The organism is Lactococcus muris, from assembly GCF_042849115.1.
Classification (GTDB): Bacteria; Bacillota; Bacilli; order Lactobacillales; family Streptococcaceae; genus Lactococcus; species Lactococcus muris.
In genome coordinates this window covers 67897-91230 of record NZ_BAAFQO010000001.1, presented here as the reverse complement: position 1 = coordinate 91230, position 23334 = coordinate 67897, and the positions used below count along the sequence as shown (strand labels likewise).

Genomic DNA, 23334 nt, shown 5'->3' with positions numbered 1-23334 from the left:
ACTAAAATAGACCAAAAAGTTCGGTCTATTTTTTTATATTTTTACAATCGCAATAATGAGCGTGAATATACAATATCAAGGGCAGGCTGTCTAAAACAACCAAAAAATGTGCCTTTTTAGCTTAAGAGGGATACTACGTGCAGAAGTAGCCTCCCGTAAACCTTCTTGATTTTTATAATTCGCCAATGTGTAATTTAACAGGGAGCTGATAGCTATGTGCAAGTGTCTCACCGGCAATTTTCTTAAGAAGGAGTTCCACAAGAAGTTCTGCCAAGTCACTAATCGGTTGCTTGACGGTTGTCAGACTTGTTTCATAATTTTGAATGAACTCTGTCCCGTCAAAACCGATAACATAAGGCTCTTGATGAAGCTCCTGAGCGATGTTTTTGACAAGCAGTGCCATTAAATCATCCGTGCAAAAGATACCGTCAAATTGATGCTCCAGTAAAGTTTGCTTAATCTGAGCGGACTTTCTTGTGACAGTTAAACTTGAAGAAAAGTTCAGGACACTTGCCTCCAGACCTTGTGTTTCAAGAGAAGAAAGGAAGCCTTCCCGCCGCAAATTTGTAATGGAGAAAGGGTTATCCGTACTGCCGAAAAAGGCAATCTTTTTACTTCCGGTCTGAACCAGTGCTTCCGCTGCAAGCTGCCCTCCTTGAAAATTATCAGGGCCGACAACGGTTGTCTCAGGCGTTAGAAGACGGTCGAACGCGACTATTGGCGCTTGAATACTGCTGTATTCGTCAGGTGATAAATTATGACTGCCATAGATAATGCCTTCGACTTGATTGGATAAGAGAAGGGACAGATAATCGCGTTCTTTTTGCTTGTCGTGTTCAGTCAAGGCAAGCATGGACTTATAGCCTTTTTTAAAGAGCTCTTGCTCAATTTTTTCAATCAGCTCGGCATAAAAGATATTCTGAATATTTGGGAAAACCAAACCAATGAGTTTCAAAGATTTCCCTTGCAAGCTTCGTGCTGCAGCGTTTGGCGTATAGTGCAACTCTGCTATAGCATCCTCCACTTTTTGAATCGTATTACTGCTCAGATACCCCTTGCGGTTAATCACGCGCGAAGCTGTTGTTAAACTTACTCCCGCTTTTTTTGCAACGTCTTCTAGTTTTACCATTATTTTCCTAAATTCCAAAGTTTGACTTGTGTTAGACGACTCGCAGAAATTGTTTTGAGGTCTTTATCTGGAAAAACGCGTCCTGATAAGACTTTTTCTCCTTTATTGATAAAAATCTCAAAAATAGATTCATCAACAAAAATGTTCACTTGATGAATGTTGACCTCAACCTGCCGTTTTTCACTGCCACGAATCACGGTGACTTTTTTGCATTCCTTATCAAATTTAATCAAAAGTGCACCATCCATTAGGGTAAGTTCGGTTGACTCTTGCGCAGCAAAATCAATTTCTAACTCATAGGCATTTTCTTTTAGACTTACTTTTGATAAGTTTAAATCTTGTTCCTCTTGCCGCAGGCTTTTAAGAGCTTCTACAGGGTATTGATAGAGCTTCCCATTTTTTAAGCTCAACTCTTTGACAAGGGATAAGGCACCTTGATAGCCGTAAGCATCTGTTGCACAGTTTGTGTCAGGTAATCCCAGCCAAGAAATAGCCAGAACCCGACCATCTGGTGCATTGAAAGCCTGAGTCGCATAACAATCAAAGCCATCATCCAAGTTTCTTAATCTTGAGGGATTGACCAACTCTGCACTGTCAGCGTCAAAATGTTCGGCTGCTATGTACATATTTGGGTAGATGTTGTCATAAGCGCTGATTGTCTTGTCCAGTCCTTGCGGGCAGAAAATCAAAATAGGTTTTTCGTCAATAAAAACCAAGTTTGGGCATTCAATCATATAGCCCATTTTATCACTTGTAAATTTCAAGTTGTCTACTTTTTGCCAACTTCTTAAGTCCTTGTTTTCATTTTTATAGAGCTTAATAATCCCGTTTTCCTGCAAATCTTGTCCACCGATTATAGCATAAATACAGCCGTCATGTCTAAAAATTTGGGGATCACGAAAATGTTCAGTAACCTCGGAAAAATCAGGTTCGATGATTGGTTTCTCTAATTTATTGAGCTCGTTTCTTTCGTTTAAAAATGCGCCCAGTTGGTAAGGAATACGTGTCCAATCTTTTGTACGATGATTGCCTGTATACATGAGAAAGAGTTTTCCATCAATAGGTAAGGCGGAGCCAGAGTATGCACCAGCATTGTCAAAAGTGGTATCTGGTAACAAAAGGACATCGTCCTTTTCGAAATGCACCAAATCCTCACTTGTCAAATGCACCCATGATTTCAGTCCGTGAACCGCACCAAATGGGAACCACTGATAAAATAAATGCCATTTCCCATTATAGTAAGAAAAGCCATTGGGATCATTGAGAAGTCCTGTTTCCGCTTCGATGTGAAAACGAGCGCGCCAAGGAGAGCGAGACACGCTCTTCTTCAAAGCTTCTAAATAATCAACAGAATAGCTGTCATAACTTCTGTAACGTTCATTTCTTGTCCAAGTTTGAGTGTTTTCCATATTTTCCATATACTTATGATAAACGTTTTCTCGCATAAAATCAAGTTGTAGATTGGTGGATTAATTTAAATATGATAAACGTTTGACATAAAAAATGAAAAATGCTAAACTAAGCTTTGTAAATGAAAAGAATTTTGAAAGGATAAACATATGAACCACAAAGAAGTTGCAGAGCGGGTGCTCAAAGCTGTTGGCAGAGATAATTTACAAGCTGCTGCGCATTGCGCGACAAGATTGCGCTTGGTTGTAAAAGACAGTGGCACAATTGACCAAGAAGCCTTAGACAATGATCCAGATTTGAAAGGAACGTTTGAAACTGCCGGACAATATCAAATTATTGTAGGGCCTGGGGATGTTAACGTTGTTTATGACGAACTTGTCAAAATGACCGGAGTTTCTAAGGTGTCTACAACAGATTTGAAAGAGATTGCAGCGAGTCAGAAACGGCAAAGTCCATTGATGGCTCTCGTTAAACTCTTGTCAGACATTTTTGTTCCCTTGATTCCAGCCTTAGTTGCGGGCGGTCTTCTTATGGCACTTAACAATGTATTTACAAGTGCTGGACTTTTCGGACCAAAATCTCTGATTGAGATGTATCCGGCTTGGAAAGATGTAGCAGGAATTATTAATACAATGGCAGCTGCGCCATTTACTTTCCTTCCTATCCTGATCGGTTATTCTGCGACAAAACGCTTTGGAGGGAACCCTTATCTCGGTGCAGTGATGGGGATGATTCTTGTTATGCCGAGTCTCGTCAATGGTTACAATGTTGCTGAAGCTGTGGCAAATAATACGATGCCTTACTGGAATATTTTTGGGCTTAACATAGCACAAGCAGGATACCAAGGACAGGTTTTACCTGTCATCGCCATTGCCTACATCTTGGCTAAGCTGGAAAAATTCTTCCACAAACATTTGAATGATGCGGTTGACTTTACTTTTACTCCCTTACTTTCTGTTATTATTACTGGATTTTTATCTTTTACAATTGTGGGACCAGTTCTGCGTACGGTTGCGGATGCTTTAACAAACGGCTTAGTTAGTTTTTACAATATAGCAGGTTGGCTTGGAATGGGAATTTTTGGTTCTTTCTATTCAGCTATTGTCATTACTGGGCTTCACCAAAGTTTTCCAGCTATCGAAACGATGCTGATTGCTAATCTTCAAAAAACAGGTCAGGGAGGAGATTTTATCTTCGTTGTGGCTTCCGCTGCTAACATGGCACAAGCTGGAGCGACATTTGCTATCTTCTTTATCACAAAAAATAAGAAAACCAAGGCTCTCGCAGCACCATCAGGTGTGTCTGCCTTACTTGGTATCACTGAGCCTGCACTGTTCGGAGTGAACTTGAAGTACAAGTATCCTTTCTTTATTGCGCTAGGTGCTTCAGGAATTGCCAGCTTGTTTATGGGACTTTTCCATGTGCTTGCTGCAAGTCTAGGATCTGCTGGTATTTTGGGCTTCATTTCCATCAAGGCAGGCAGTATTCCGATGTTCCTTGTTGGAATTCTGATTAGCTTTGTATTAGCCTTTGTGGTAACATATATTTACGGAAAACCCATTGAAGCGAAAAAGGCAGCAGTTGAAAAACAGGAAAAGAAGGACGAAACAGTTGAAACGGTGACAGTCTTAAAGAGTGAGAGCCAAGAAATAGCAGCTCCGCTAAACGGTGAAGCTCTTCCGCTCAACGCTGTCAATGACCCTGTATTTTCGAAAGAAGTGATGGGAAAAGGAATCGCGGTTAAACCCTCTGAAGGTCAAATTTTTGCACCAGCTGATGGTGAAATTATGATTGCCTATGAAACAGGACACGCCTATGGGATAAAAACAGCCCAAGGTGCTGAGATTTTGCTCCATATCGGAATTGACACAGTGTCTATGGCTGGAAAAGGTTTTGAGCAAAAGGTAACCGCCGGTCAAACTGTTAAAAAAGGTGATTTATTGGGAAGCTTTGATAGAAAGGCTATTGAGGATGCAGGACTTGATGATACTGTCATGGTAATTGTCACAAATACTGCAGAATTTTCTGAAGTTCAGCCACTTAAGGAAAACACAAGAGTCAAAGTAGGTGAGGCTCTACTCACACTGACCAAATAGGAGGTTTTATGACGAGATATTATGGTTCGATTGAGGCAGGAGGAACAAAATTTGTCTTAGCTGTTGGAAATGAAAACTATCAAGTTGTCAAATCTATACAAATTCCAACGACAACTCCCGATGAAACCGTTGAAAAAACGATTGAGTTTTTCAAGCAAAATCCTGTTGTATCCCTCGCGATCGGCTCTTTTGGTCCCATTGATGTCAACCCGAGCAGTGCGACCTATGGCTTCATTACTACAACTCCAAAAGAGGGCTGGGCAAACTTTGATTTGCTGGGCAAACTGAAAACAGCGCTCGACATTCCGATGGCATTTACCACTGATGTCAATAGTTCAGCCTATGGTGAAATGTTCATGACAGGGAAAAAATCACTGGTTTACTTTACGATTGGCACCGGAATTGGCGGAGGAGCAATACAGGACGGTAAGTTTATTGGGGCTGTTTCTCATGCTGAAATGGGGCATCAGTTTGTCAAACGTCATCCAGGTGATTTGGATTTTGCAGGCATTTGTCCATTTCACCAAGATTGCGTTGAAGGCTTGGCAGCAGGCCCGTCGATTGAAGCACGTTTGGGAATTCGTGGAGAGAACGTTCCAGCAGATTCACCGGTTTGGGATATTCAAGCCTATTACATTGCACAGCTTGCAGTCAATGCAACGTTGACATTAGCACCAGAACAGATTGTTTTTGGTGGAGGTGTGATGGGACAAGAACATATGCTGGAACGCGTGCATAAGCAGTTTGAACAGCTGCTGAACAACTATGTGGACCTCCCTTGCAAGATAGAAGAATATATTGTTGCACCAAGCATTAAAAATAATGGTTCAGCAACTCTTGGAAATTTTGCTCTAGCAAGCGAAGTGCTAACGAAAAAGGACTGACTTTATTCAGGGCTTGAAAAAACGCTTAACGATTGCACATGAAGGCAGTCGTTGAGCGTTTTTATATCTTTCCCAGATTTCTACTAGAAGATGTTTATTCTATTACTTGTTATCTTGTACCCATGTTTTTTCGCCGTCTAGGGAGTAAACCGATGTTTCTTCACCATTTGCTCCATATTCGGTCATGCCACTAATTTCTTGAGCATTGCTTTCTTTTAAAGTTTCTTGGATATCAACTTTGGGCGCTGTTGCTTTGATTTCATCAAATTTTTTGAAAATTTCTTCATTTGAGCTTGCGGATGCTCCTTGCTCTTGCATATTAGCATGAGCCACTATTGAACTTACGCCCAATACAGAGAGCAGGCTTGCCCCTAATACGATTGCTTTTAATTTCACTTTGTTGTCCTCCATTGTTGTGTTTTTTAAGCTAGCTTAATAGCATTTTACAATACTCACCTTTAATGAATCTAAGCGGTGTCCTAATATTAGCTTAAACCAAAGGGATTTGCCTTAGTGAGTAGGGGGCAAGCAAAAAAAGTTACTAAAAAGTAACTTTTCTAAATATTGTTAGAGTTCATTTATATGATGAGTCTTATAGAGTGGAGAGAAAGGCTGCTTTATCTTTTCACAGCTCCTCTTTTCTTAATTTTCAACAAAATTTTTGAGCTGCTCGCCGTGGAGACCACCATTTAGACCAATGAGAAGCTTGATACGCGCCTTTTGTGAATTGACTTCGGGTGCAAACATGACACCAGCCTCCGCCAACTTAGAACCACCGCCTTCATAAGCATAAACAGGTTCAGCGATACCATTAAAACAGCGGGACACCAGAACAACAGGGATGTCCATAGCAAGGATATGCCCCAATTTTTGTGCAGCTGTTGGAGGAAGATTGCCCGCACCAAGTGCTTCAATCACCAGACCATCGAGACTGCTTAGGTCAAAAAGATCAAAGACCTCACCAGTCATACCGGCATAAGCTTTAACAATGGGAACTTTTCCTTGAACAGAAGAGATATCAAGATGCTGGTTTTCACTGTCTGTATGGAAATAAAAAAGTTTGTGTTTTGTCGCTAAGCCAACAGGACCGTGTGTTGGGGTTTGGAAAGTCGACACATTAGTTGTGTGTGTCTTGGTGACATAGCGTGCAGAGTGTATCTCATCATTCATCACAACCAATACACCCCGGTCGTGAGAAGCATCATCAGCAGCGACACGAAGGGCGCTGAGGAAGTTGTAAATACCGTCAGTACCAAGTTCGTTACTTGACCGCATCGCTCCTGTTAGGACGATTGGTTTACCTCGTGGAATAGTTGAGTCCAAGAAAAAAGCTGTTTCTTCAAGCGTATCTGTCCCGTGCGTGATAACAACACCGTCAAAATCTTCTTGAGCAAAAGCTTTATTAATCCGATTCTTAAGCAACAGCATTTCATTGGGAGTAATGTGGGGACTGGGGAGGTTAAAGATATCCTCGGAGACCATGTGAATCGAATCAAGAGGCATATTTACAGCATTCATAGGATTCACTGCGTTCGGAGCTACACGACCATTAGCATCTTCAGCCATAGAAATAGTTCCCCCAGTATGCAACACTAAAATCTTTTTCATCAATCATTTTCCTTTCCAAACTCCTATCAAAACAACTCTATTATAGCATATTTGCAAGGGGTCAAGTTAAACGATTATTTTATTTTGAAAATAGTAACCTGCATAGAAACATGGGAAATTTGTGTGCAAAATGGTCATCATTCATGGAAATTCAAGGGGAAAACTTGTATAATTAGTAGGATAGAGTTCTTGAAGGGTATAAAAAGTTAAGCAGAAAACAAGGACAAGTATAGAAATTTTATAAGTATAGGGCAAAAAACAGGAAAATGGATATAAAAGCAGTATTTTTCGATTTAGATGGCACTCTTTTTACAGGAACAAGAGCAATTGCTCCAAGTACAAGAGTAGCTATTGATGAATTAAAACGCAAAGATATATTAGTTGGAATTGCTACGGGACGAGGTCCTGCTTTTACTCTGCCCTTGATGGAGGAGCTCCATTTAGACTTTGCTGTAACTTACAATGGGCAATATATTTTTACGCCAAAGGATATTTTACATGCCGAGGAGATTGATAAGAAGACCTTACGTCAGATTGTTCGTTTTGCAAAGGACCATCATCGAGATATCTCCCTTGGAACAGCCCATGGTGTTAATGGTTCCAAACTTTTAAAGTTTGGTGAAACACGCATGGCAGGTATTATTTCAGGAATACTACCTTCTGGTACTTCAGACATAGCAAGAAACAGTTTCAAGCATATTGTGCGCCGTGTCGTGCCTCAGTCAAATTTTTTGAATATCCTACGTGAGCCAATATATCAGGTGATGATGGTTGCTACCCAGTCAGAAACAAAGACGCTGGAAAAAGAATTTCCAAATTTGATGATTACACGGAGTAATCCTTATTCTGTAGATATGATTCCCTGCGATTCAGGGAAGTTACGCGGAATCAAAAGAGTTGGTGAGCATTATGGTTTTGACTTTCATCAAGTCATGGCTTTTGGGGATTCAGAAAATGACTTGGACATGCTAACACATGTGGAGTACGGTATCGCAATGGGAAATGCTTCAAAAGCCGTTAAGGAGAAAGCAACACATGTTACGGCAAGCAATAACCATGATGGCATTGCCAAGGCTCTTGCGTATTATGGTCTCATTGATTTTTCAACAACGAACAACTTCATCTCCCGGGATCAAAACTTTAATAAGGTCAAAGAGTTTCACAGGATGATGGATGGGCGTAGTCAGGAAATTCCACGGGCTTTTCCTCCTATGGAAGCAGGATATCGTGCAGGATTTAAAGTAGAAGAAATTGTGGAGTTCCTCTATGCCTCAGCAAATGGTGATAGGGATAAGTTTGATGAGCTGGCTGCAAATCTGCATACGGATATTGACAAAGCAGTCGACAAAGTGAAGCGTAAAGCCAAAGATGAAGCCCCTTTGATTGGAGAAGTTGATGCGCTAGTTGATCTTCTTTATTTTACTTATGGAAGTTTGGTGCTAGCCGGAGTGGACCCTTACGAGATTTTTAACTTTGTGCATGATGCAAATATGGGAAAAATCTTCCCAGATGGTCAGCCCCATTTTGATCCTGAAACGCATAAAATACTTAAGCCTGAGGATTGGGAAGACAAATATGCCCCAGAAGGAAAGATTGAGCGAGAGTTGGAAAGACAGAAAAGAATTGCTCTACGAAAGGCAGGATTAAGGGAAGCAAATAACAGGAAGAAAGAAAAGTAAGTCGCTTTGAAGCGGTTTTTGCCTTTTCTGCACAATCTTCAACTGAAAAATATGTTATAATAGAGCAGATATAAGCAGAAGACTGGGGAGTTTTAGGTGAACATAAGCAAGTATAAAGCGGTGATTTTTGACATGGATGGTGTTTTAGTTGATACGGAACAATTCTATGCTCAAAGACGTGAAGAATTTTTTAGTAGCCATAATATTCCAATTCACCACATGAGGCACTCGGATTTTATTGGTGGAAATATGCGAGAAATCTGGCCGCAAATTTTAGGTATAGATTTTGACCATGAAAAAGCAGAAGCTTTACAGACTGCCTATTTGGAATTTAAAGATAGGACACCCCTTCCTTACAAAGAACTACTTTTCCCAGATGTTAAGGATGTTTTGGATTCCTTGCGAGCAGATAACTTCAAAATTGGTCTGGCTTCGAGTTCTGCGATGCAAGATATTGAAGAGATGCTTGATATACATGGCTTACGGTCATATTTTGAATCCATCCTTTCGGGAAATGACTTGAAAGCGACAAAACCTCATCCGGAGATTTATCAATTGAGCATGAAGGCTCTGAATGTCAAACCAGAGGAAACTTTGATTATTGAGGATTCGGAAAAAGGGATTACGGCTGGTAAAGCTGCTGGCGCTATGGTTTGGGCTATTGAAGATATGCGCTTTGGGATGGATCAGTCTGCTGCAGATGCCTGGTTTCCTAATCTAACATCAGTCAAAAAGGAACTGGAAAGAACGCAGTGAAACTGTGATTCCGAGGCACTATAAAATATTGCCACATGAGTCGAGTCAAATGCACAAAAGGAGAAGAAAATGAAAATTGTACAGAGATTTTCACCAGTGGCGATTGTATTAGCCATGGTTATCGTACAAGCTCTGGAAAGTCTCTTGCTGGTCTTTTCGGGTTCACGATGGATAGCAGTGCTCTATCTTTTTCTTATGAATGTCATTATAACAGCTGTTCTCTTACTCCAAGCCCGAAATTATCGTTTGAGAAGGGTTGAGTTTATCAGAAAAATAAATGATGAAGCTGAAAATTCACTCAATGCAACCTTAGATAACATGCCCATAGGTGTTATACGTTATAACAAAGAGACCTATGAACCTGAATGGTTTAATCCATTTATTGACTTGATTTATCATGGTGATGACCGTGTATTAGATAAAAACGAAGTCAAGTCAATTATTCAAAAATACCATGAAGAAAGAAATCAGTTTTTTACGATTGAGAAAAAGAAATACTTTATCACCTTAGACGATGAAAAAAATCTTTTATATCTGGCAGATGCTACATCAGAAGCGAACAGCCGAGAAAGTTTGCAAGAAAGTCGTGCAGTTATTGGCAGTATCTCTGTAGATAACTATGACGATGTTACAGATTTGATTACAGATAGTGAGCGTACCAAAGTAAATAGCTTGATTGCGAGTAACTTGGAGAGTTTTGCGAGTAAATATGGTTTTTATCTTCGCCGTGTATCAAGCAGTCGTTACTACTTTTTCTGTGACTATGGTATTTTGAGTAGAATGATTGAGGATAAGTTTTCTCTGCTGAAAGACTTCCGTAAAAATTCAGCGGAAAGTAAAATTCCATTAACTTTATCTGTTGGGGTTTCCTATGGTTGGAATGATTTTCCAAGTATCGGAAAAATCTCACTCAACAACTTAGAGCTTGCTTTAGTCCGCGGAGGTGACCAAGCAGTCCTTCGTGAAAATACGCCGCAAGCCAAGACGATTTATTTCGGCGGAAATTCTGAAAGTCGTACTCAAAAGTCAAGAACGCGTGCTCGAGCTATCTCAACGGCTCTCCAAACGATTATTAGTGAGAGTGAGGATGTCTTCATTGTAGGACACCGTTTTCCCGATATGGATGCACTGGGTGCTGCGATTACGATGAAAAATTTTGTCAACTTATCAGGCAAGGAAGCTTATGTAGTTTATGACCCCGATCAGCTCATGCCAGAGGTCAGTCGGGCGATTGACTTGATTAATGAAACAGAGGAAGGATTTGCACATATTGTTAAGTTAGAGAAGGCCTTTGATATGAAAACAGCTAACTCTTTGCTTATCATGGTTGACCATTCTAAGATAAGCCAAACTCTAAATCTTGATTTTTATAAGTCCTTTAATAAGTTGATTGTTATTGACCATCATAGACGGGATGATGATTTTCCAGAGCATGCCTTACTTTCTTACATCGAATCCAGTGCAAGTTCAGCCAGTGAGTTAGCTGTTGAGCTTTTGCAATTCCATGAGTATAATTCTAAAATGACAGTAACAGATGCGAGTATTGCTCTGGCAGGTATTGAGCTTGACACGAAGCACTTTACCAAAGCGACAACGTCACGTACGTTTGAAGTTGCAGCTTACCTCCGTTCACAAGGCGCAGACAACAACCTCATTAAAAGCATCTTAGCTACAGAGTTTGAAAAATATAAAAAGATTAACGAAATTATTCTCAATTCTGAATATGTTGTCCCAGGGATTATCGTTGCCCTTGGGAAGCCTGAACATAAATATGATAATGTTGCCATAGCTAAAGCAGCGGATACTTTGCTTGATATGGCGGGCGTTCAAGCCGCTTTTGCTATCGCTAACCATCAAAACGGTTATATTTCTATCTCAGCACGTTCGTTCAAAGATTACAATGTCCAGACAATCATGGAAGCTATGGGAGGCGGCGGCCACTTTAATGCAGCTGCTACCCAAATATATGAACGTAATATTGATGAAGTTAAAGAAGATTTAGTAAAGATTATTAAGGAAAGAGAGAAAGAACAATGAAAGTAGTATTTTTAGCAGATGTAAAAGGACAAGGAAAAAAAGGAGAAATCAAAGAGGTACCAACAGGTTATGCCAATAATTTTCTCCTGAAGAGAAAGTTGGCTAAAGTTGCAACAAGTGCTGCTATAGCAGAGCTCCAAGGTAAGACTAAAGCGAAAGAGAAAGAAGAGGCTGAGGAACTCGCTGCTGCTAAAGTGTTGAAAGAACGCCTTGAGCAAGACGGTGTTATGGTTGAAATCAAGATGAAAGTTGGAGCGACAGGTCATACGTTTGGTGCTGTGGATAAGGCTGACATCGCAAAAGCACTTCAAAGTCAACTGGATGTAAAAGTGGATAAACGCAAAATTCAGTTGATCAATAAAATCCAAGCCCTTGGTGTTAAGGATGTTCCTATCAAGCTGCATCGTGATGTCACTGCTACAGTCAAGGTCAAAGTAAGTGAGAGATAAGAAATGCCTGATATTGATATTATCAAAGCTCCACCACAAGATTTAGCCGCCGAACAAGCTGTTCTGGGGGCTATTTTCCTTGATAGTGACCGCTTGATTGAAGTAAAAGAATTTCTATCTGCAGATGATTTTTATAAAAATGCGCATAAGATTATTTTTCGTGCGATGGAGCATCTGTCGGATAATCGTGAAGCTATTGATGTTCTAACGGTTCGTTCCCTTTTAGAAAATCAAAATGATTTGGATACGATTGGTGGAATTTCCTATATCGCTGAGCTTGCAACAGCTACTCCAACCGCTGCTAATGCTGCCTATTATGCAAAAATTGTTGCGGAAAAATCACTTTTACGCCAGCTGATTAATAAATTGACACAGAGTGTGGAGAGAGCCTATAGCCAAGAAGATTCTGCCGAGGACGTTCTGGCGGAAGCTGAAAAATCACTGATTGATGTTCAGCAAGGTCGAAATACATCAAGCTTTCGGCGTATCTCTGATGTCCTGTCAATGAATCTGGATGAGCTGGAGGAGCGGGCCAAACAAAAATCAACTATTACAGGTATTGCAACAGGTTACCCCGCTTTAGATGCGATGACAACGGGCTTGCATGAAGAAGAATTGATTATTCTTGCTGCTCGTCCCGCCGTTGGTAAAACGGCCTTTGCCCTTAATATTGCACAGAATATTGGTACCAAACAGGACAAGACAGTCGCCATCTTCTCATTAGAAATGGGGGCGGAAAGCTTAGTTAACCGGATGTTGGCTGCTGAAGGGACGATTGAATCCCATAATCTGCGCACGGGTCAACTCAACGACGAAGAGTGGAATCAATACTTTATTGCTATGGGAACGCTCTCAAAAGCCAGTATTTACATCGATGATACACCTGGCATTAAAATTACAGAGATTCGTGCACGTTCACGCAAGTTGGCTCAAGAAACCGGAAATTTGGGACTCATAGTGATTGACTATTTGCAGCTAATTTCAGGGACAGGCCGTGAAAACCGTCAACAAGAAGTTTCGGAAATTTCGCGTCAGTTGAAAATTTTGGCAAAAGAGTTAAAAGTTCCTGTCATCGCTTTGAGTCAGCTTTCACGTGGAGTGGAACAGCGTCAGGATAAACGACCTGTTTTATCAGATATTCGTGAATCAGGGTCAATCGAGCAAGATGCTGATATCGTTGCCTTTCTCTATCGGGACGATTATTATGAGCGTGCAGGGGGGGAAGATGACGATGACTTTAATGATATCGCAGAAGTGGACAATAAGGTTGAAGTAATTATCGAAAAAAACCGTTCAGGAAGTCGTGGTACAGTCGAACTGCTCTTCCTAAAGGAATACAATAAATTTGCCAGCATTGATAATCGATATGCAGACTAGCATTTCTAGTAGCATTCATGTTATAATGGATAAGATTTAAAATTTAAAATGGTAGGCTAGGCGAAAAACGCCTGCCTTTGCATTTCTAGAGAAAAATTGGAGAGTAAAATGGATAACCAAAATCAAAGTCAAGAAGTAGGAAAAATCGTCGATATCAGAAAACAAGTTGAAGAACATGTTGGTCAAACCATTGAAATTACATCACAATTTGGACGTAAACGTGAAAATCGTCATAAGGTTAACTTGATCGAGACTTATGCCACACACTTTATTATTGAAAACATCCCAACACGTGGACCGAAAGTAACAGAGTCTTACCAATATGCGGACATTTTGACACAAACTATTTTGATTCACTATCCAAATAAATAATTTGTTTCGCTCATTTATTTATTTGAAAAATTTTCTAAAGCACTGTTGGATGAGTTAAACTCTAGATAGAAGCTCAATGGTCGACTTTGCTTTGCAACATTCAATCACTTCACGTAGCGGCTCACCCTGCAGGGGGATTTTCGAGAAGTTCTCTGGTAGTAAGATTGCCAGTACTTTAGCGCTGTGCAATCCGCAGAATGGTAGACCACTGCTTACAATGTCTTGTGAATACAAGGTCTCCGTAGGAGCTTAAGCAAGCACTAGACATTATTGCAGGTGGTTCTATGACCACTCACTACTAGAAAACTTCTCAAACAAAAAACAAATAAATCCAAAGAAAGGAGTAAACATGACATCTTCAAGTTTATCAATGATACCTGTCAAAGGTGGTTCAGGAAATGCTTTTGTTGGTGAAAGCGACAATAAGCGTGTTTTTATCAAAAAAAACTGCAGCCCCTTTTTGACAAGTGTCTACCTTGAGGGGATTACGCCACAGGTCTTATGGACGAAGCGTACGGCAGAAGGTGACATGTTAGCTGCTCAGCCTTGGATTAACGGTCATACTTTGAAACCGAATGAGATGAATGATTCTCGTATTGGCAAAATCTTGCGTCATCTGCATCAAAGTGAAAAGCTTATCGAAGCCTGTAGAAAGCTAGATAACGAGATTTTGTTTCCTGCAGATCTTTTGGAGCAGGTGCTGAGTAAGAGCTCAATTTTTGAGACGAATGGTTTTTTGGCAAATGTTGTTATTGAGCTGTCTGAAACTCTTCCGGAATTAAAAGCAACAGATATTGCTGTAGTTCATGGTGATGTGAACCACAAGAATTGGTTGGTGGATGACGAAAGTGATAAAGTGTACCTTGTAGATTGGGATACAGTACTTTTGAGCAGTCCTCTTGTCGATATAGCTCACGTCTTGACACATTATATAAAACCAGAAGAGTGGGAAAAATGGTTGCTTGACTCAGGTTATGGTGTGGCAGCAAATATTAAAAGTGAGTTGATATGGTATGGGAAACTTTCGTTTTTGCGTCAAATATCAGAGTATATGGCGAGGGATCAGATTAAGGAAACGGAACAAGAAATATCACGTTTTCAGGATTTTTGTCGCTTGTTTTAAAAATTAGATAATAAAATCAGGAGGCTTGCCTTCTTATTTTTTCAATAAATAGGAGAAAAAATGCGCGTAAGAAATCGTAAAGGTGCTGCGGAGCACTTAGAAAATAACGCACATGTTGTTGTAGAAAACCCAGCAGACTTCAAGGGGCGCTGGGCAGAACGCTTTGGAAATAATCATCCCATTCATATTGAAGTTGGATGTGGCAAAGGGGCTTTTATTACAGGGATGGCTGCGCAACATCCAGACATAAACTACATCGCTATTGATATGCAATTATCTGTGCTGTCATATGCCTTGGACAAAGCTTTAGAAGCCAACCTCCCTAACGTACAGATGATGTTAGTTGATGGCGCGGCTCTAACAGAGTATTTTGAAGATGCGGAGGTGTCACGCGTTTATCTTAACTTCAGTGATCCTTGGCCCAAGAAACGTCATGAAAAACGTCGGTTGACTTATAAGTCTTTCTTAGAAACTTATGAACAAATATTGCCTAAAGAAGGTGAAATCCACTTTAAAACAGATAATCGTGGACTTTTCGAATATTCTTTGGCAAGCATGAGCCAGTATGGTATGATTTTAGAAAAAGTATGGTTGGACTTGCACGCAGATGAAGAATTTGCCGGAGTCAATGTAATGACAGAGTATGAAGCAAAATTCTCAAGTAAGGGGCAGGTGATTTACCGTTTAGAAGCAAAATTCCCAAAGAGAGGTTAAGCTATGAGATGTCCAAAATGTCAATCTGAATCGTCACGAGTAGTGGATTCACGCCAAGCAGATAATATGATTCGTCGTCGTCGTGAATGTGAAAGCTGTGGAAATCGCTTCACAACTTTTGAGCGTATTGAAGAAATGCCGCTTTTGGTCATTAAGCGCGACGATACACGTGAAGTCTTTAACCGTGATAAAATCATCACAGGAGTCGTCCGCAGTGCACGTAAACGTCCAGTAAGCAGTGAAGCTATAGAAAAACTGGTTGATCGTGTTGAACAAAGAGTACGTCAGTTAGAAAAAAATGAAGTACGTACAGAAGTCATTGGCGAATTTGTCATGGAAGAACTGATGAATTTGGATGACATTACTTATGTGCGTTTTGCCAGTGTTTATCGCTCATTTAAAGATGTAAGTGAAATCGAAGATTTACTTAAAAAGATTACCAAAAAAGACTAACGGTTGTAAAAAGAGAAATAAAAGGATGAACTATGAGACCAGGTGATTCATTTTCTATTCTAAATCGAGGAAAAATCAGCTTTGATGCCGATACTTTTTCGCTGCTTTATTTACCAATCATTGGTCGAGATGCATTTGGACTTTATCAACTCTTGCGCGTTTTTTCGACGGGCAAGATTTCTCATTTTTTGGAGTACCTTGATTTTGGTCTCAATCCCTTCATTGACGCGCTAGACAAGCTTTCAGGGATTGGACTGGTTCGGGTTTTTGACCAACAACCTGGCTATTTTTTAGAGCTTAAAAGCCCTTTGAGTTTTGAGGAATTTTTGGCAGACGATTTCTATAAGCAGTTATTAATTTCGCGAATTGGTGAAAATAAAGTTCAAGCGCTTGCTCAGAAAAATGAACCCAATGCGTTGGAAATTACTAAAAAATTCCATGAAGTTTATTCTGTCAAGTTTGAAAGGAGCAGTAAGCTTGCTCAACCAGAAAAATTTGATCTCACTTCCTTTAAGAGCATTATGGAAAGTCAGCATTTGACTTTTTCTAATGAAAATCAAGATATTTTATCGCTCTACAGTCTAGCTGAAAAATTTGACCTAAATTGGTATGAACTGTTTAAAGCCGCAGAACAAACAGCCAATGCAGATAAGACTTTGAACATAGCTCACCTTGCGAGCATGCTGGCTGGAAAGTCTGAGCCCGTGCCGTCCTTGTCTGAATTTCCTAAAGGCTTTCAAGACTTGATTGTTATCAGTAAAGAAGTAACTCCTGCTGATTTCTTAAGTAAGCTGAAACAGCAAACGGGTGGCTTTGCCTCACAGGAAGAAATGAAAATTCTTAATCGTTTGACCAAGCAAAATATAGCAGATCAAGTTCAAAATATTTTGATTCATTATGTGCTCATTCAGCAGGGAAAATCAAGCCTCAACTCAAGTTTTGTGAACACGCTGGCCAATGACTGGCTGCGTCATAAAGTTTATAATGCTGAAGCGGCGGTAAAACGTATCTTGGAGCATCAGCAAAAGGCCGATGAAAGACAAAAGAACAATAAAAGTCATAAAAATCAGGGAAAATTGGTGAAAAAAGCACCGGAATGGTCGAACGCCAGCTATGTAAATACGACCAGTGCGGAAGATATTGCAAAATTTGAGCAATATAAGGCTTCACGTCGCAAGGACAGAGAGGAGAAGTGAACATGGAATCAATCGGAGAACTTTTGAGTAAGCGCCCAGATGTACGTGGGAATTTCGATAAACTTGTGTCTGAAGTCATGAAAAATGAGCAGGTTCAAGCTTTTATTTCAGAAAATCAAATGACTGAAGATGAAGTACAGCGTAGCTATTCTAAGTTTTATGAATTTGTCAAAGAGCGAAAAAAATTCGAAAAACATGAGAAGATGGCGGCCGATGGCTATGAACCTGTCTTGATTATGAATCACGGTTATGCAGATGTTTCTTATCAGACGACAGCAGAGCTTGCCCGTCGTCAAGAAGCAAGCAATCAACTCCGCCGTGTTCAGATCATCGGCTTGCCTAGAGAGATGAAGCAGATCGATTTTTATGCGGATGTATTGACCGACAATCAAAATCAGTTTGATCTTTTCCGCAAGGTAGAAAACTTCATCGACAATTATCCAAAAGAAAAGGGCCTCTACATTTATGGAGATTTTGGTGTTGGAAAATCTTACCTCATGGCTGCCATGGCGAATGAGTTAGCCAAAAAAGGTATTTCAACTACTCTGCTGCATTATCCGACCTTTATTTCTGACCTAGACTTTGATAATGCCAAGTACTGGGTGAATGAAATCAAAAAAGTAGAAGTCTTGGTCTTGGATGACATCGGAGCTGAACTGAATAATGCTTGGGTGCGTGACAGTATCTTACAGGTTATATTACAGCACCGAATGCAAGAAAACTTACCAACATTTTTCACATCAAACTTAAATATGACAGAACTTGAGCTACATTTGGCTGAAACAAAAAAAGCAGATGAGATATGGCCGGCCAAACGTGTGATGGAACGTGTAAAATATTTGGCAAATGAAGTTCGTTTAGAAGGAGCAAATCGACGTCATGAATGAAACAATTAATCTGATGATGCAACACAGTTCTGTCCGTAATTTTACAGAAGAAAAAATTCCTGAACAAATATTAAAAACAATTATTGATGCAGGACGTGCAGCGCCAAACTGGAAAAATTTTCAGTCTTACTCTATTGTTGTTGTGCAATCTCAAGAGCAAAAAGAAGCTATCTTCGCGCAGCAACCGCAAAAAGCAATTAAGAACTGTGCCGCTTTTTTGGTTTTTGTAGGTGATCTTCATCGTGCCAAAACAGCTGTAGAAATGAATGGCGGAACGTTCCAACCAGAAGGTGTAGAGTCTCTTCTTATCACGTCAGTTGATGCTGCCGTGGCGGGACAAAACACCTTACTTGCTGCACAATCGCTTGGCTATGGTGGTGTCATGGTTGGTCTGATTCGAGAGCAGTCCAGTGAGATTTCTGAACTTTTGAATCTTCCAGACTATACCTATCCGATTTTTGCTATTGCCTTGGGGAAACCAGCACGTGTAAACGCAGTCAAGCCTCGCTTGCCTTATGATGCTCTTGTTTTCCCAGAAAAATATATTGAGCAAGATGAAGAAGTCCTTCGCCAATATGATAAGGTCCAAGATGATTATGCTGGAGCGCGCCGCTTAAACTCAACTTGGTCGAGTCGAATGGTTGACCAATGGGGAAAACCAGAAAATCCTTCAACAAGGGAAAATCTTACGGTGAAGGGACTTTTATGAAAGGAATCTTGCCTCCAAAACTACCAACTGAACTTGAAGTTGTAGATTTTAAAGATTTAGAAGATAATGAAGCTTATCAAGTGCACTTAAAAAACCAAGAAATAGATATAGCTGATAGACAATTATTTAGCAGCTGTCATTTGCAAAATGTAAGCTTTGAATTGTCTGTGGAAGCGGATTTAGAATTTACAGACTGTGTATTTGAAAAATGTGACTTTTCAAACCTTAAGTTTTCCAAATTTGGTTTTTACCGCTGCGTTTTTAAGGATTGTAAACTTCTTGGAACAGAGTTCGCCCAGTCTTTTTTGCAAGATGTTCAATTTCAGAACAGTTTACTTAACTATGCGAATTTTTCAAGTGCCCGTTTGAAAAATGTGCGTTTTTCTGGCAATACGTTAAAAGAAAGTCTTTTTATTGCAAGTCAATTTAAGCACGTAAGGTTTGAGGATAATGATTTAGAGAAGGCCAATTTTTGGGAGACTTCCTTAGCGGGTATTGACTTTTCAACTAATCAATTTGAAAGGCTGGATGTCAGTCCAGAACTGGCCAAAAATATTAAAGTCAATCTGAGTCAAGTCCCATTTTTTGCAGCTTTGCATGGCATTGACATTGTTTAAGCTTTAGCTTTTCGAAACTTTTTATTTCATAATAAAAATCGCTTTTTATCGAAGCGATTTTTAACATAGAGGAAAACGTCATTTTTTATAGAAGAGTCCAATCTATAAAGAAAACGTTTTCTTATTTTGTGCTGAAGTTGTCATTTTATGCACTTAAAGTGCGTTATAATTTAGATGTGAGGAAAAAAGATGCTTAGTTATAACTTAGATATCCTATTGTTTTCAGAAAGACGTTTTTGGAAACTGGAAAAAATTCTTGAACTTACAGGCCTTAAGAGTCAGGAATTTCACAGGCAACTTAGTGAGTTGAATCGTGCGTTGCAAGATCAAAAACAAAGACCATTGGAATTTAGAGACGATGTCTTGGCACTTCCAGAGCGGTTGGAAAATTTTGAAGCTGTCCGATTTAATATAGACGAATATGCTCTTACTTTAAGCGAGTCTAAAAGACAATGTTTGATTTATCTGCTTGTCTTCTCCAAACTTTCCGCACTGTCCACAAGTAACTTTCAGAGTCTGCTCAATGTAAGCCGCAACACAGTTTTATCTGACATTAAAAAGCTACGACAACAACTAAACAAGGGAACGGTTAGTCTAGAATATTCTCGAAAGTCAGGCTTTTATCTGAAAGGTGAGGAGCTTGAACTTCGACAAATAGCTTGGCGCTTTCTACAAGAGCTCCATGATGATAAAGATTACTATGTTTTATCAAAATATCTTAATCAAGAAAATAAGTTCTTTATTTACGAGGTGGGGCAAGAAACAAATCGTTTAATCAGGGAACTGAAAGTTGAAGTTGTACACAGTCGTTATGTTTCAATGTTAATTTTTCTTGCTCTGCTTCAAGCGCGTCTTGGAAGTCTTAAACAAAATATCCAAGAAGTTGAAGCACTTGTTATTGGTATGAGCGATGGAAATTTTGACAAATCTGGTTTTGATTTTCTCTATCGTATCGGTTTTGAAATCATGGAAAATGTCATGAAACTCGCAGCTGTAGAGTTCGAAGACTTTACAAAGACCTTTGCAGCTTTACGTGCGCATCTTGTACCAGCATATTTTCGCTTGAAATATCATTATGAGATAGACAATGTACTTTTGCCTAAAATAAAAGCAGAGTATGCTTCACTCTTTGAATTAATGGCGCTTGCCTTAGCACCTCTACATGAAGTCTGTGGCAAAATTTCAGAAGATGAGCGCGCTTACTTTGTCATTCTCTTTGGTGGAGAAATTTATAAGAAGAAGCACGCGCAAAATCTCCGTGCCATTGTCTTATGTGTCAATGGAGTGAGCTCAAGCTTAATCATGCGTAAACGTTTAGAAAACATGTTTCCTAATATGACTTTTCTTCTCAGCACAGCCAGCTCTGACTTAGACAATATTCCTGCGCATTCCTATGATATTATCTTTTCCACAGTACCTGTTATGACAGACAAGAAATTGTATGTCATGTCTGCATTTCCAGATATTGAGGAAGAAACAAGACTTTACAATCAAATTTCACAAGATTTTAATCTTCCAGGTTTTTATAAACCGAGTGCTCAAGCTATCTTGCGTGCTATTGAGCCTTATGTTGACATTAAAAGTAATGCAACTAAAAAACAGTTAACGCGGATTATAGACCGCAAGTTAAACAATAAAAAGACAGAAAGTGAGGCATTAGGGGTAATGCTTTCAGATTTATTAACTCAAGAAAAAATCCATTTTACAGATGAAGAATTAGACTGGAAATCCGCGATTACGCTTGCTGCACAGCCCTTGCTTCGTCAAGGAGAAATCGAGGAGTCTTACATTTCAGCCATTATCAATCGTGTAGATGAATTTGGACCTTATATTGACTTAGGGATGGGAATTGCGCTGCCACATGCGCGTCCAGAAGATGGCGTCAATAAGCTGGGCATGTCTCTGTTAAAATGTGATAAACCCGTGTATTTGCAAGACGATCCCAAACATGAAATAAAAATATTTATCGTTCTTGCGGCCATTGATAACGAAACACACCTTAAGGCTTTATCGACCTTGACGCAAATTTTGTCAAATAAAGAAGAACTCAATAAAATGCTAACGGCAGAAACGGTAGCAGAATTAGAACAAATTTTTTCAGAGAAAGAAGGAGAATAATATGAAAATCGCATGCGTATGTCAATCAGGACTAGGAACAAGCTTTATGGTACAAATGAACCTCCAAGCACTTTTACAAGAGATGGGATTAGATGCCAATGAATTTGAGCTCGATCACATGGATGTAGGCTCTGCAACGCCTGATGCAGCTGATTATTTCTTTGTAGAGTCAACTTTAACAACAGCATTACCGAATATTCCGGAAGAAAAAATCGTGCCCCTATCTTCAATTATTGATCGCGATGCAGCACGTGAAGCTTTGGTTAAGGTCTTGGACGAAAGAGGAATTTCTCATAGCTGAGAAGACCTGTAATAAAAATTAGTAAAAAATAAATTTAGGAGAACAAAAAAATGAATGGAGTTTTAAACTTTATTGTCTCTGTTGCGACAACTCCCGCACTTCTTGTTGGACTAATCGCGATGCTCGGCCTTATTTTACAAAAGAAACCAGCTACAGCTGTTATTCAAGGTTCTGTTAAAACTTTTGCTGGATTCTTAGTTTTGGTCGGTGGTGCTGGGATTTTAGTTGGTGCTCTTGCACCCTTTGCGGACATGTTTCAACATGCCTTTAATGTTAAAGGGATTGTCCCAACAAACGAGGGTGTCGTTGCTCTAGCTCTGGTTGAGTATGGGACACCAACAGCTTTGATCATGCTTGTTGGAATGATTGTCAATATCTTGTTGGCGCGTTTTACAAGATTTAAGTACATCTTCTTAACAGGTCAGGCTATGCTCTATGTTTCCTGTATGGCAGCGGTTATTCTTGTTTCAGCAGGAATGGGGCAAAGCTGGCAAACAATCCTTCTTGGGGGTATCTTTGAAGGAACACTCTTGACTGTTACCCCAGCGCTCTGTCAGCCTTTCATGCGTAAAATTACGGGAACAGACAATGTTGCCATGGGGCATACAGGAAATATTGGTTATGCTCTTGCTGGTTGGTTAGGGAAAACACTGGGTAATCCAGATCCTGAAAAATCAACAGAAAAACTTAACATTCCTAAATCACTTGGATTTTTACGTGACTCAACAGTATCGATTTCCTTGTTGATGGCCGTAGTTTACATTCTTCTCGCAATTGCTGCAGGGCCAGCATATGTTGAGGGTGAGCTCTCTGGTGGCACAAACTTTGTAATCTTTTCATTAGTTCAAGCAGGAACTTTTGCAGCAGGTTTCGTTGTAGTCCTCCAAGGGGTACGTATGATTTTGGCAGAAATAGTTCCAGCCTTCCAAGGGATTGCGCAAAAGTTAGTTCCTAACTCAAAGCCTGCTTTGGATGTTCCTATCGTCTTTCCTTACGCACCTAATGCTGTATTGATTGGATTCTTTGTTTCATTTATTACAGGGTGCTTGTCAATGGCTGCTATGCTTGTCATGGGAACAACAGTTATTATTCCAGGTGTTGTTGGACATTTCTTCTGCGGTGCAGCAGCCGCAATTTTTGGTAATGCCTATGGTGGGCGCCGTGGCGCAGTGATTGGATCATTTGCCAATGGCTTACTCTTATCATGGCTTCCACTGTTCATCATTCCATCATTGGGCGCCTTTGGAGCTGGGGCATCAGCGACCTTTGCCGATACGGACTATCTGATTCCAGGTATTATTATTGGCCGTGTTGGAGAGATGGGAACTGTAGCTATTGCTACACTCATTCTCGGTTTCTTGGCTGTTGTTTTAATCCTTAGTGCAGTTTTAAATGCCCGTGATAAATCAAAAGCTTAAA

Annotated in this window: 22 protein-coding genes; 18 read left to right on the top strand and 4 right to left on the bottom strand. The window is 39.9% G+C overall.

What is annotated here, in order from left to right; translation table 11 throughout:
- Nucleotides 1-172: 172 nt before the first annotated feature.
- Both ACGHCK_RS00390 and ACGHCK_RS00385 read right to left on the bottom strand, forming a co-directional pair.
- Nucleotides 173-1132 (bottom strand): LacI family DNA-binding transcriptional regulator, encoded by a 960-nt coding sequence (locus ACGHCK_RS00390; RefSeq protein ID WP_394304439.1) that lies wholly within the window; start codon nucleotides 1130-1132, stop codon nucleotides 173-175.
- A complete protein-coding gene (locus ACGHCK_RS00385; protein WP_251421397.1) occupies nucleotides 1129-2547 on the bottom strand; it encodes a sucrose-6-phosphate hydrolase in 1419 nt (472 codons plus the stop codon). Before ACGHCK_RS00385 ends, ACGHCK_RS00390 begins: the two co-directional genes overlap by 4 nt.
- A gap of 141 nt (nucleotides 2548-2688) precedes the next feature.
- Here ACGHCK_RS00385 and ACGHCK_RS00380 point away from each other — a divergent pair, with 141 nt between their 5' ends.
- Both ACGHCK_RS00380 and scrK read left to right on the top strand, forming a co-directional pair.
- Complete coding sequence (locus ACGHCK_RS00380; RefSeq protein ID WP_271328193.1) at nucleotides 2689-4635, top strand: sucrose-specific PTS transporter subunit IIBC; 1947 nt, start codon at nucleotides 2689-2691, stop codon at nucleotides 4633-4635.
- Between the two features lie 8 nt (nucleotides 4636-4643).
- A complete protein-coding gene (gene scrK, locus ACGHCK_RS00375; protein WP_251421391.1) occupies nucleotides 4644-5519 on the top strand; it encodes a fructokinase ScrK in 876 nt (291 codons plus the stop codon).
- A 102-nt stretch (nucleotides 5520-5621) separates the two neighbouring features.
- On the opposite strand, the gene ACGHCK_RS00370 is transcribed toward scrK, so the two are convergent.
- Both ACGHCK_RS00370 and ACGHCK_RS00365 read right to left on the bottom strand, forming a co-directional pair.
- Complete coding sequence (locus tag ACGHCK_RS00370; RefSeq protein ID WP_251421388.1) at nucleotides 5622-5915, bottom strand: hypothetical protein; 294 nt, start codon at nucleotides 5913-5915, stop codon at nucleotides 5622-5624.
- A 246-nt stretch (nucleotides 5916-6161) separates the two neighbouring features.
- Nucleotides 6162-7127 carry an asparaginase gene (locus ACGHCK_RS00365; protein ID WP_251421385.1) on the bottom strand — a complete coding sequence of 322 codons (966 nt, stop codon included), beginning with the start codon at nucleotides 7125-7127 and terminating at the stop codon, nucleotides 6162-6164.
- A 266-nt stretch (nucleotides 7128-7393) separates the two neighbouring features.
- On the opposite strand from ACGHCK_RS00365, the gene ACGHCK_RS00360 reads away from it, so the two are divergent.
- The 16 genes from ACGHCK_RS00360 to ACGHCK_RS00285 all read left to right on the top strand — a co-directional run bounded on the left by ACGHCK_RS00360 (nucleotide 7394) and on the right by ACGHCK_RS00285 (nucleotide 23333).
- Nucleotides 7394-8806, top strand: a complete 1413-nt coding sequence (locus ACGHCK_RS00360) for a Cof-type HAD-IIB family hydrolase (RefSeq protein WP_251421382.1) — start codon at nucleotides 7394-7396, stop codon at nucleotides 8804-8806.
- 102 nt (nucleotides 8807-8908) lie between these two features.
- The gene (locus ACGHCK_RS00355) at nucleotides 8909-9562 is read left to right on the top strand and encodes an HAD family hydrolase (RefSeq protein ID WP_202230951.1); all 654 of its coding nucleotides are present in this window, start codon (nucleotides 8909-8911) and stop codon (nucleotides 9560-9562) included.
- Between the two features lie 69 nt (nucleotides 9563-9631).
- Nucleotides 9632-11599: a DHH family phosphoesterase gene (locus tag ACGHCK_RS00350; protein ID WP_251421379.1), complete on the top strand. Its 1968-nt coding sequence runs from the start codon at nucleotides 9632-9634 to the stop codon at nucleotides 11597-11599.
- Entirely contained in the window at nucleotides 11596-12048 is a 453-nt protein-coding gene (gene rplI / locus ACGHCK_RS00345; protein WP_202230946.1) for a 50S ribosomal protein L9, read from the top strand. Before ACGHCK_RS00350 ends, rplI begins: the two co-directional genes overlap by 4 nt.
- Before the next feature lie 3 nt (nucleotides 12049-12051).
- The gene (gene dnaB / locus ACGHCK_RS00340; RefSeq protein ID WP_251421376.1) at nucleotides 12052-13425 is read left to right on the top strand and encodes a replicative DNA helicase; all 1374 of its coding nucleotides are present in this window, start codon (nucleotides 12052-12054) and stop codon (nucleotides 13423-13425) included.
- Nucleotides 13426-13533: 108 nt separating this feature from the next.
- Nucleotides 13534-13797: a Veg family protein gene (locus ACGHCK_RS00335; protein ID WP_202230944.1), complete on the top strand. Its 264-nt coding sequence runs from the start codon at nucleotides 13534-13536 to the stop codon at nucleotides 13795-13797.
- A gap of 349 nt (nucleotides 13798-14146) precedes the next feature.
- A complete protein-coding gene (locus tag ACGHCK_RS00330) occupies nucleotides 14147-14920 on the top strand; it encodes a phosphotransferase family protein (protein WP_251421373.1) in 774 nt (257 codons plus the stop codon).
- Between the two features lie 60 nt (nucleotides 14921-14980).
- Nucleotides 14981-15634: a tRNA (guanosine(46)-N7)-methyltransferase TrmB gene (gene trmB, locus ACGHCK_RS00325; protein WP_251421370.1), complete on the top strand. Its 654-nt coding sequence runs from the start codon at nucleotides 14981-14983 to the stop codon at nucleotides 15632-15634.
- Between the two features lie 3 nt (nucleotides 15635-15637).
- Nucleotides 15638-16087 (top strand): transcriptional regulator NrdR, encoded by a 450-nt coding sequence (gene nrdR, locus ACGHCK_RS00320; RefSeq protein ID WP_202230941.1) that lies wholly within the window; start codon nucleotides 15638-15640, stop codon nucleotides 16085-16087.
- 32 nt (nucleotides 16088-16119) lie between these two features.
- Entirely contained in the window at nucleotides 16120-17283 is a 1164-nt protein-coding gene (locus ACGHCK_RS00315; RefSeq protein ID WP_251421367.1) for a DnaD domain protein, read from the top strand.
- A 2-nt stretch (nucleotides 17284-17285) separates the two neighbouring features.
- Nucleotides 17286-18170 (top strand): primosomal protein DnaI, encoded by an 885-nt coding sequence (dnaI, locus tag ACGHCK_RS00310; RefSeq protein ID WP_251421364.1) that lies wholly within the window; start codon nucleotides 17286-17288, stop codon nucleotides 18168-18170.
- Complete coding sequence (locus tag ACGHCK_RS00305) at nucleotides 18163-18879, top strand: NADPH-dependent oxidoreductase (RefSeq protein WP_251421361.1); 717 nt, start codon at nucleotides 18163-18165, stop codon at nucleotides 18877-18879. The genes dnaI and ACGHCK_RS00305 overlap by 8 nt, the downstream gene beginning before the upstream one ends.
- Nucleotides 18876-19496, top strand: coding sequence for a pentapeptide repeat-containing protein (locus ACGHCK_RS00300; protein WP_251421358.1), 621 nt, complete (start codon nucleotides 18876-18878; stop codon nucleotides 19494-19496). The genes ACGHCK_RS00305 and ACGHCK_RS00300 overlap by 4 nt, the downstream gene beginning before the upstream one ends.
- A 189-nt stretch (nucleotides 19497-19685) precedes the next feature.
- Nucleotides 19686-21614 (top strand): BglG family transcription antiterminator, encoded by a 1929-nt coding sequence (locus ACGHCK_RS00295; protein ID WP_271328192.1) that lies wholly within the window; start codon nucleotides 19686-19688, stop codon nucleotides 21612-21614.
- 1 nt (nucleotide 21615) lies between these two features.
- A complete protein-coding gene (locus ACGHCK_RS00290; RefSeq protein WP_251421355.1) occupies nucleotides 21616-21915 on the top strand; it encodes a PTS sugar transporter subunit IIB in 300 nt (99 codons plus the stop codon).
- Nucleotides 21916-21965: 50 nt separating this feature from the next.
- Nucleotides 21966-23333, top strand: a complete 1368-nt coding sequence (locus ACGHCK_RS00285) for a PTS ascorbate transporter subunit IIC (protein ID WP_202230934.1) — start codon at nucleotides 21966-21968, stop codon at nucleotides 23331-23333.
- Nucleotide 23334 lies beyond the last annotated feature (1 nt).

Bases quoted from the DNA above. Each gene is read 5' to 3' on its own strand.
- scrK (WP_251421391.1), top strand. From the start codon at position 4,644: ATGACGAGATATTATGGTTCGATTGAGGCAGGAGGAACAAAATTTGTC.
- nrdR (WP_202230941.1), top strand. From the start codon at position 15,638: ATGAGATGTCCAAAATGTCAATCTGAATCGTCACGAGTAGTGGATTCA.
- ACGHCK_RS00295 (WP_271328192.1), top strand. From the start codon at position 19,686: ATGCTTAGTTATAACTTAGATATCCTATTGTTTTCAGAAAGACGTTTT.
- ACGHCK_RS00305 (WP_251421361.1), top strand. From the start codon at position 18,163: ATGAATGAAACAATTAATCTGATGATGCAACACAGTTCTGTCCGTAAT.
- ACGHCK_RS00380 (WP_271328193.1), top strand. From the start codon at position 2,689: ATGAACCACAAAGAAGTTGCAGAGCGGGTGCTCAAAGCTGTTGGCAGA.
- ACGHCK_RS00315 (WP_251421367.1), top strand. From the start codon at position 16,120: ATGAGACCAGGTGATTCATTTTCTATTCTAAATCGAGGAAAAATCAGC.
- trmB (WP_251421370.1), top strand. From the start codon at position 14,981: ATGCGCGTAAGAAATCGTAAAGGTGCTGCGGAGCACTTAGAAAATAAC.
- ACGHCK_RS00300 (WP_251421358.1), top strand. From the start codon at position 18,876: ATGAAAGGAATCTTGCCTCCAAAACTACCAACTGAACTTGAAGTTGTA.
- ACGHCK_RS00360 (WP_251421382.1), top strand. From the start codon at position 7,394: ATGGATATAAAAGCAGTATTTTTCGATTTAGATGGCACTCTTTTTACA.
- ACGHCK_RS00290 (WP_251421355.1), top strand. From the start codon at position 21,616: ATGAAAATCGCATGCGTATGTCAATCAGGACTAGGAACAAGCTTTATG.
- dnaB (WP_251421376.1), top strand. From the start codon at position 12,052: ATGCCTGATATTGATATTATCAAAGCTCCACCACAAGATTTAGCCGCC.
- ACGHCK_RS00335 (WP_202230944.1), top strand. From the start codon at position 13,534: ATGGATAACCAAAATCAAAGTCAAGAAGTAGGAAAAATCGTCGATATC.
- ACGHCK_RS00330 (WP_251421373.1), top strand. From the start codon at position 14,147: ATGACATCTTCAAGTTTATCAATGATACCTGTCAAAGGTGGTTCAGGA.
- rplI (WP_202230946.1), top strand. From the start codon at position 11,596: ATGAAAGTAGTATTTTTAGCAGATGTAAAAGGACAAGGAAAAAAAGGA.
- ACGHCK_RS00350 (WP_251421379.1), top strand. From the start codon at position 9,632: ATGAAAATTGTACAGAGATTTTCACCAGTGGCGATTGTATTAGCCATG.
- ACGHCK_RS00285 (WP_202230934.1), top strand. From the start codon at position 21,966: ATGAATGGAGTTTTAAACTTTATTGTCTCTGTTGCGACAACTCCCGCA.
- ACGHCK_RS00365 (WP_251421385.1), bottom strand. From the start codon at position 7,127: ATGAAAAAGATTTTAGTGTTGCATACTGGGGGAACTATTTCTATGGCT.
- dnaI (WP_251421364.1), top strand. From the start codon at position 17,286: ATGGAATCAATCGGAGAACTTTTGAGTAAGCGCCCAGATGTACGTGGG.
- ACGHCK_RS00385 (WP_251421397.1), bottom strand. From the start codon at position 2,547: ATGGAAAATATGGAAAACACTCAAACTTGGACAAGAAATGAACGTTAC.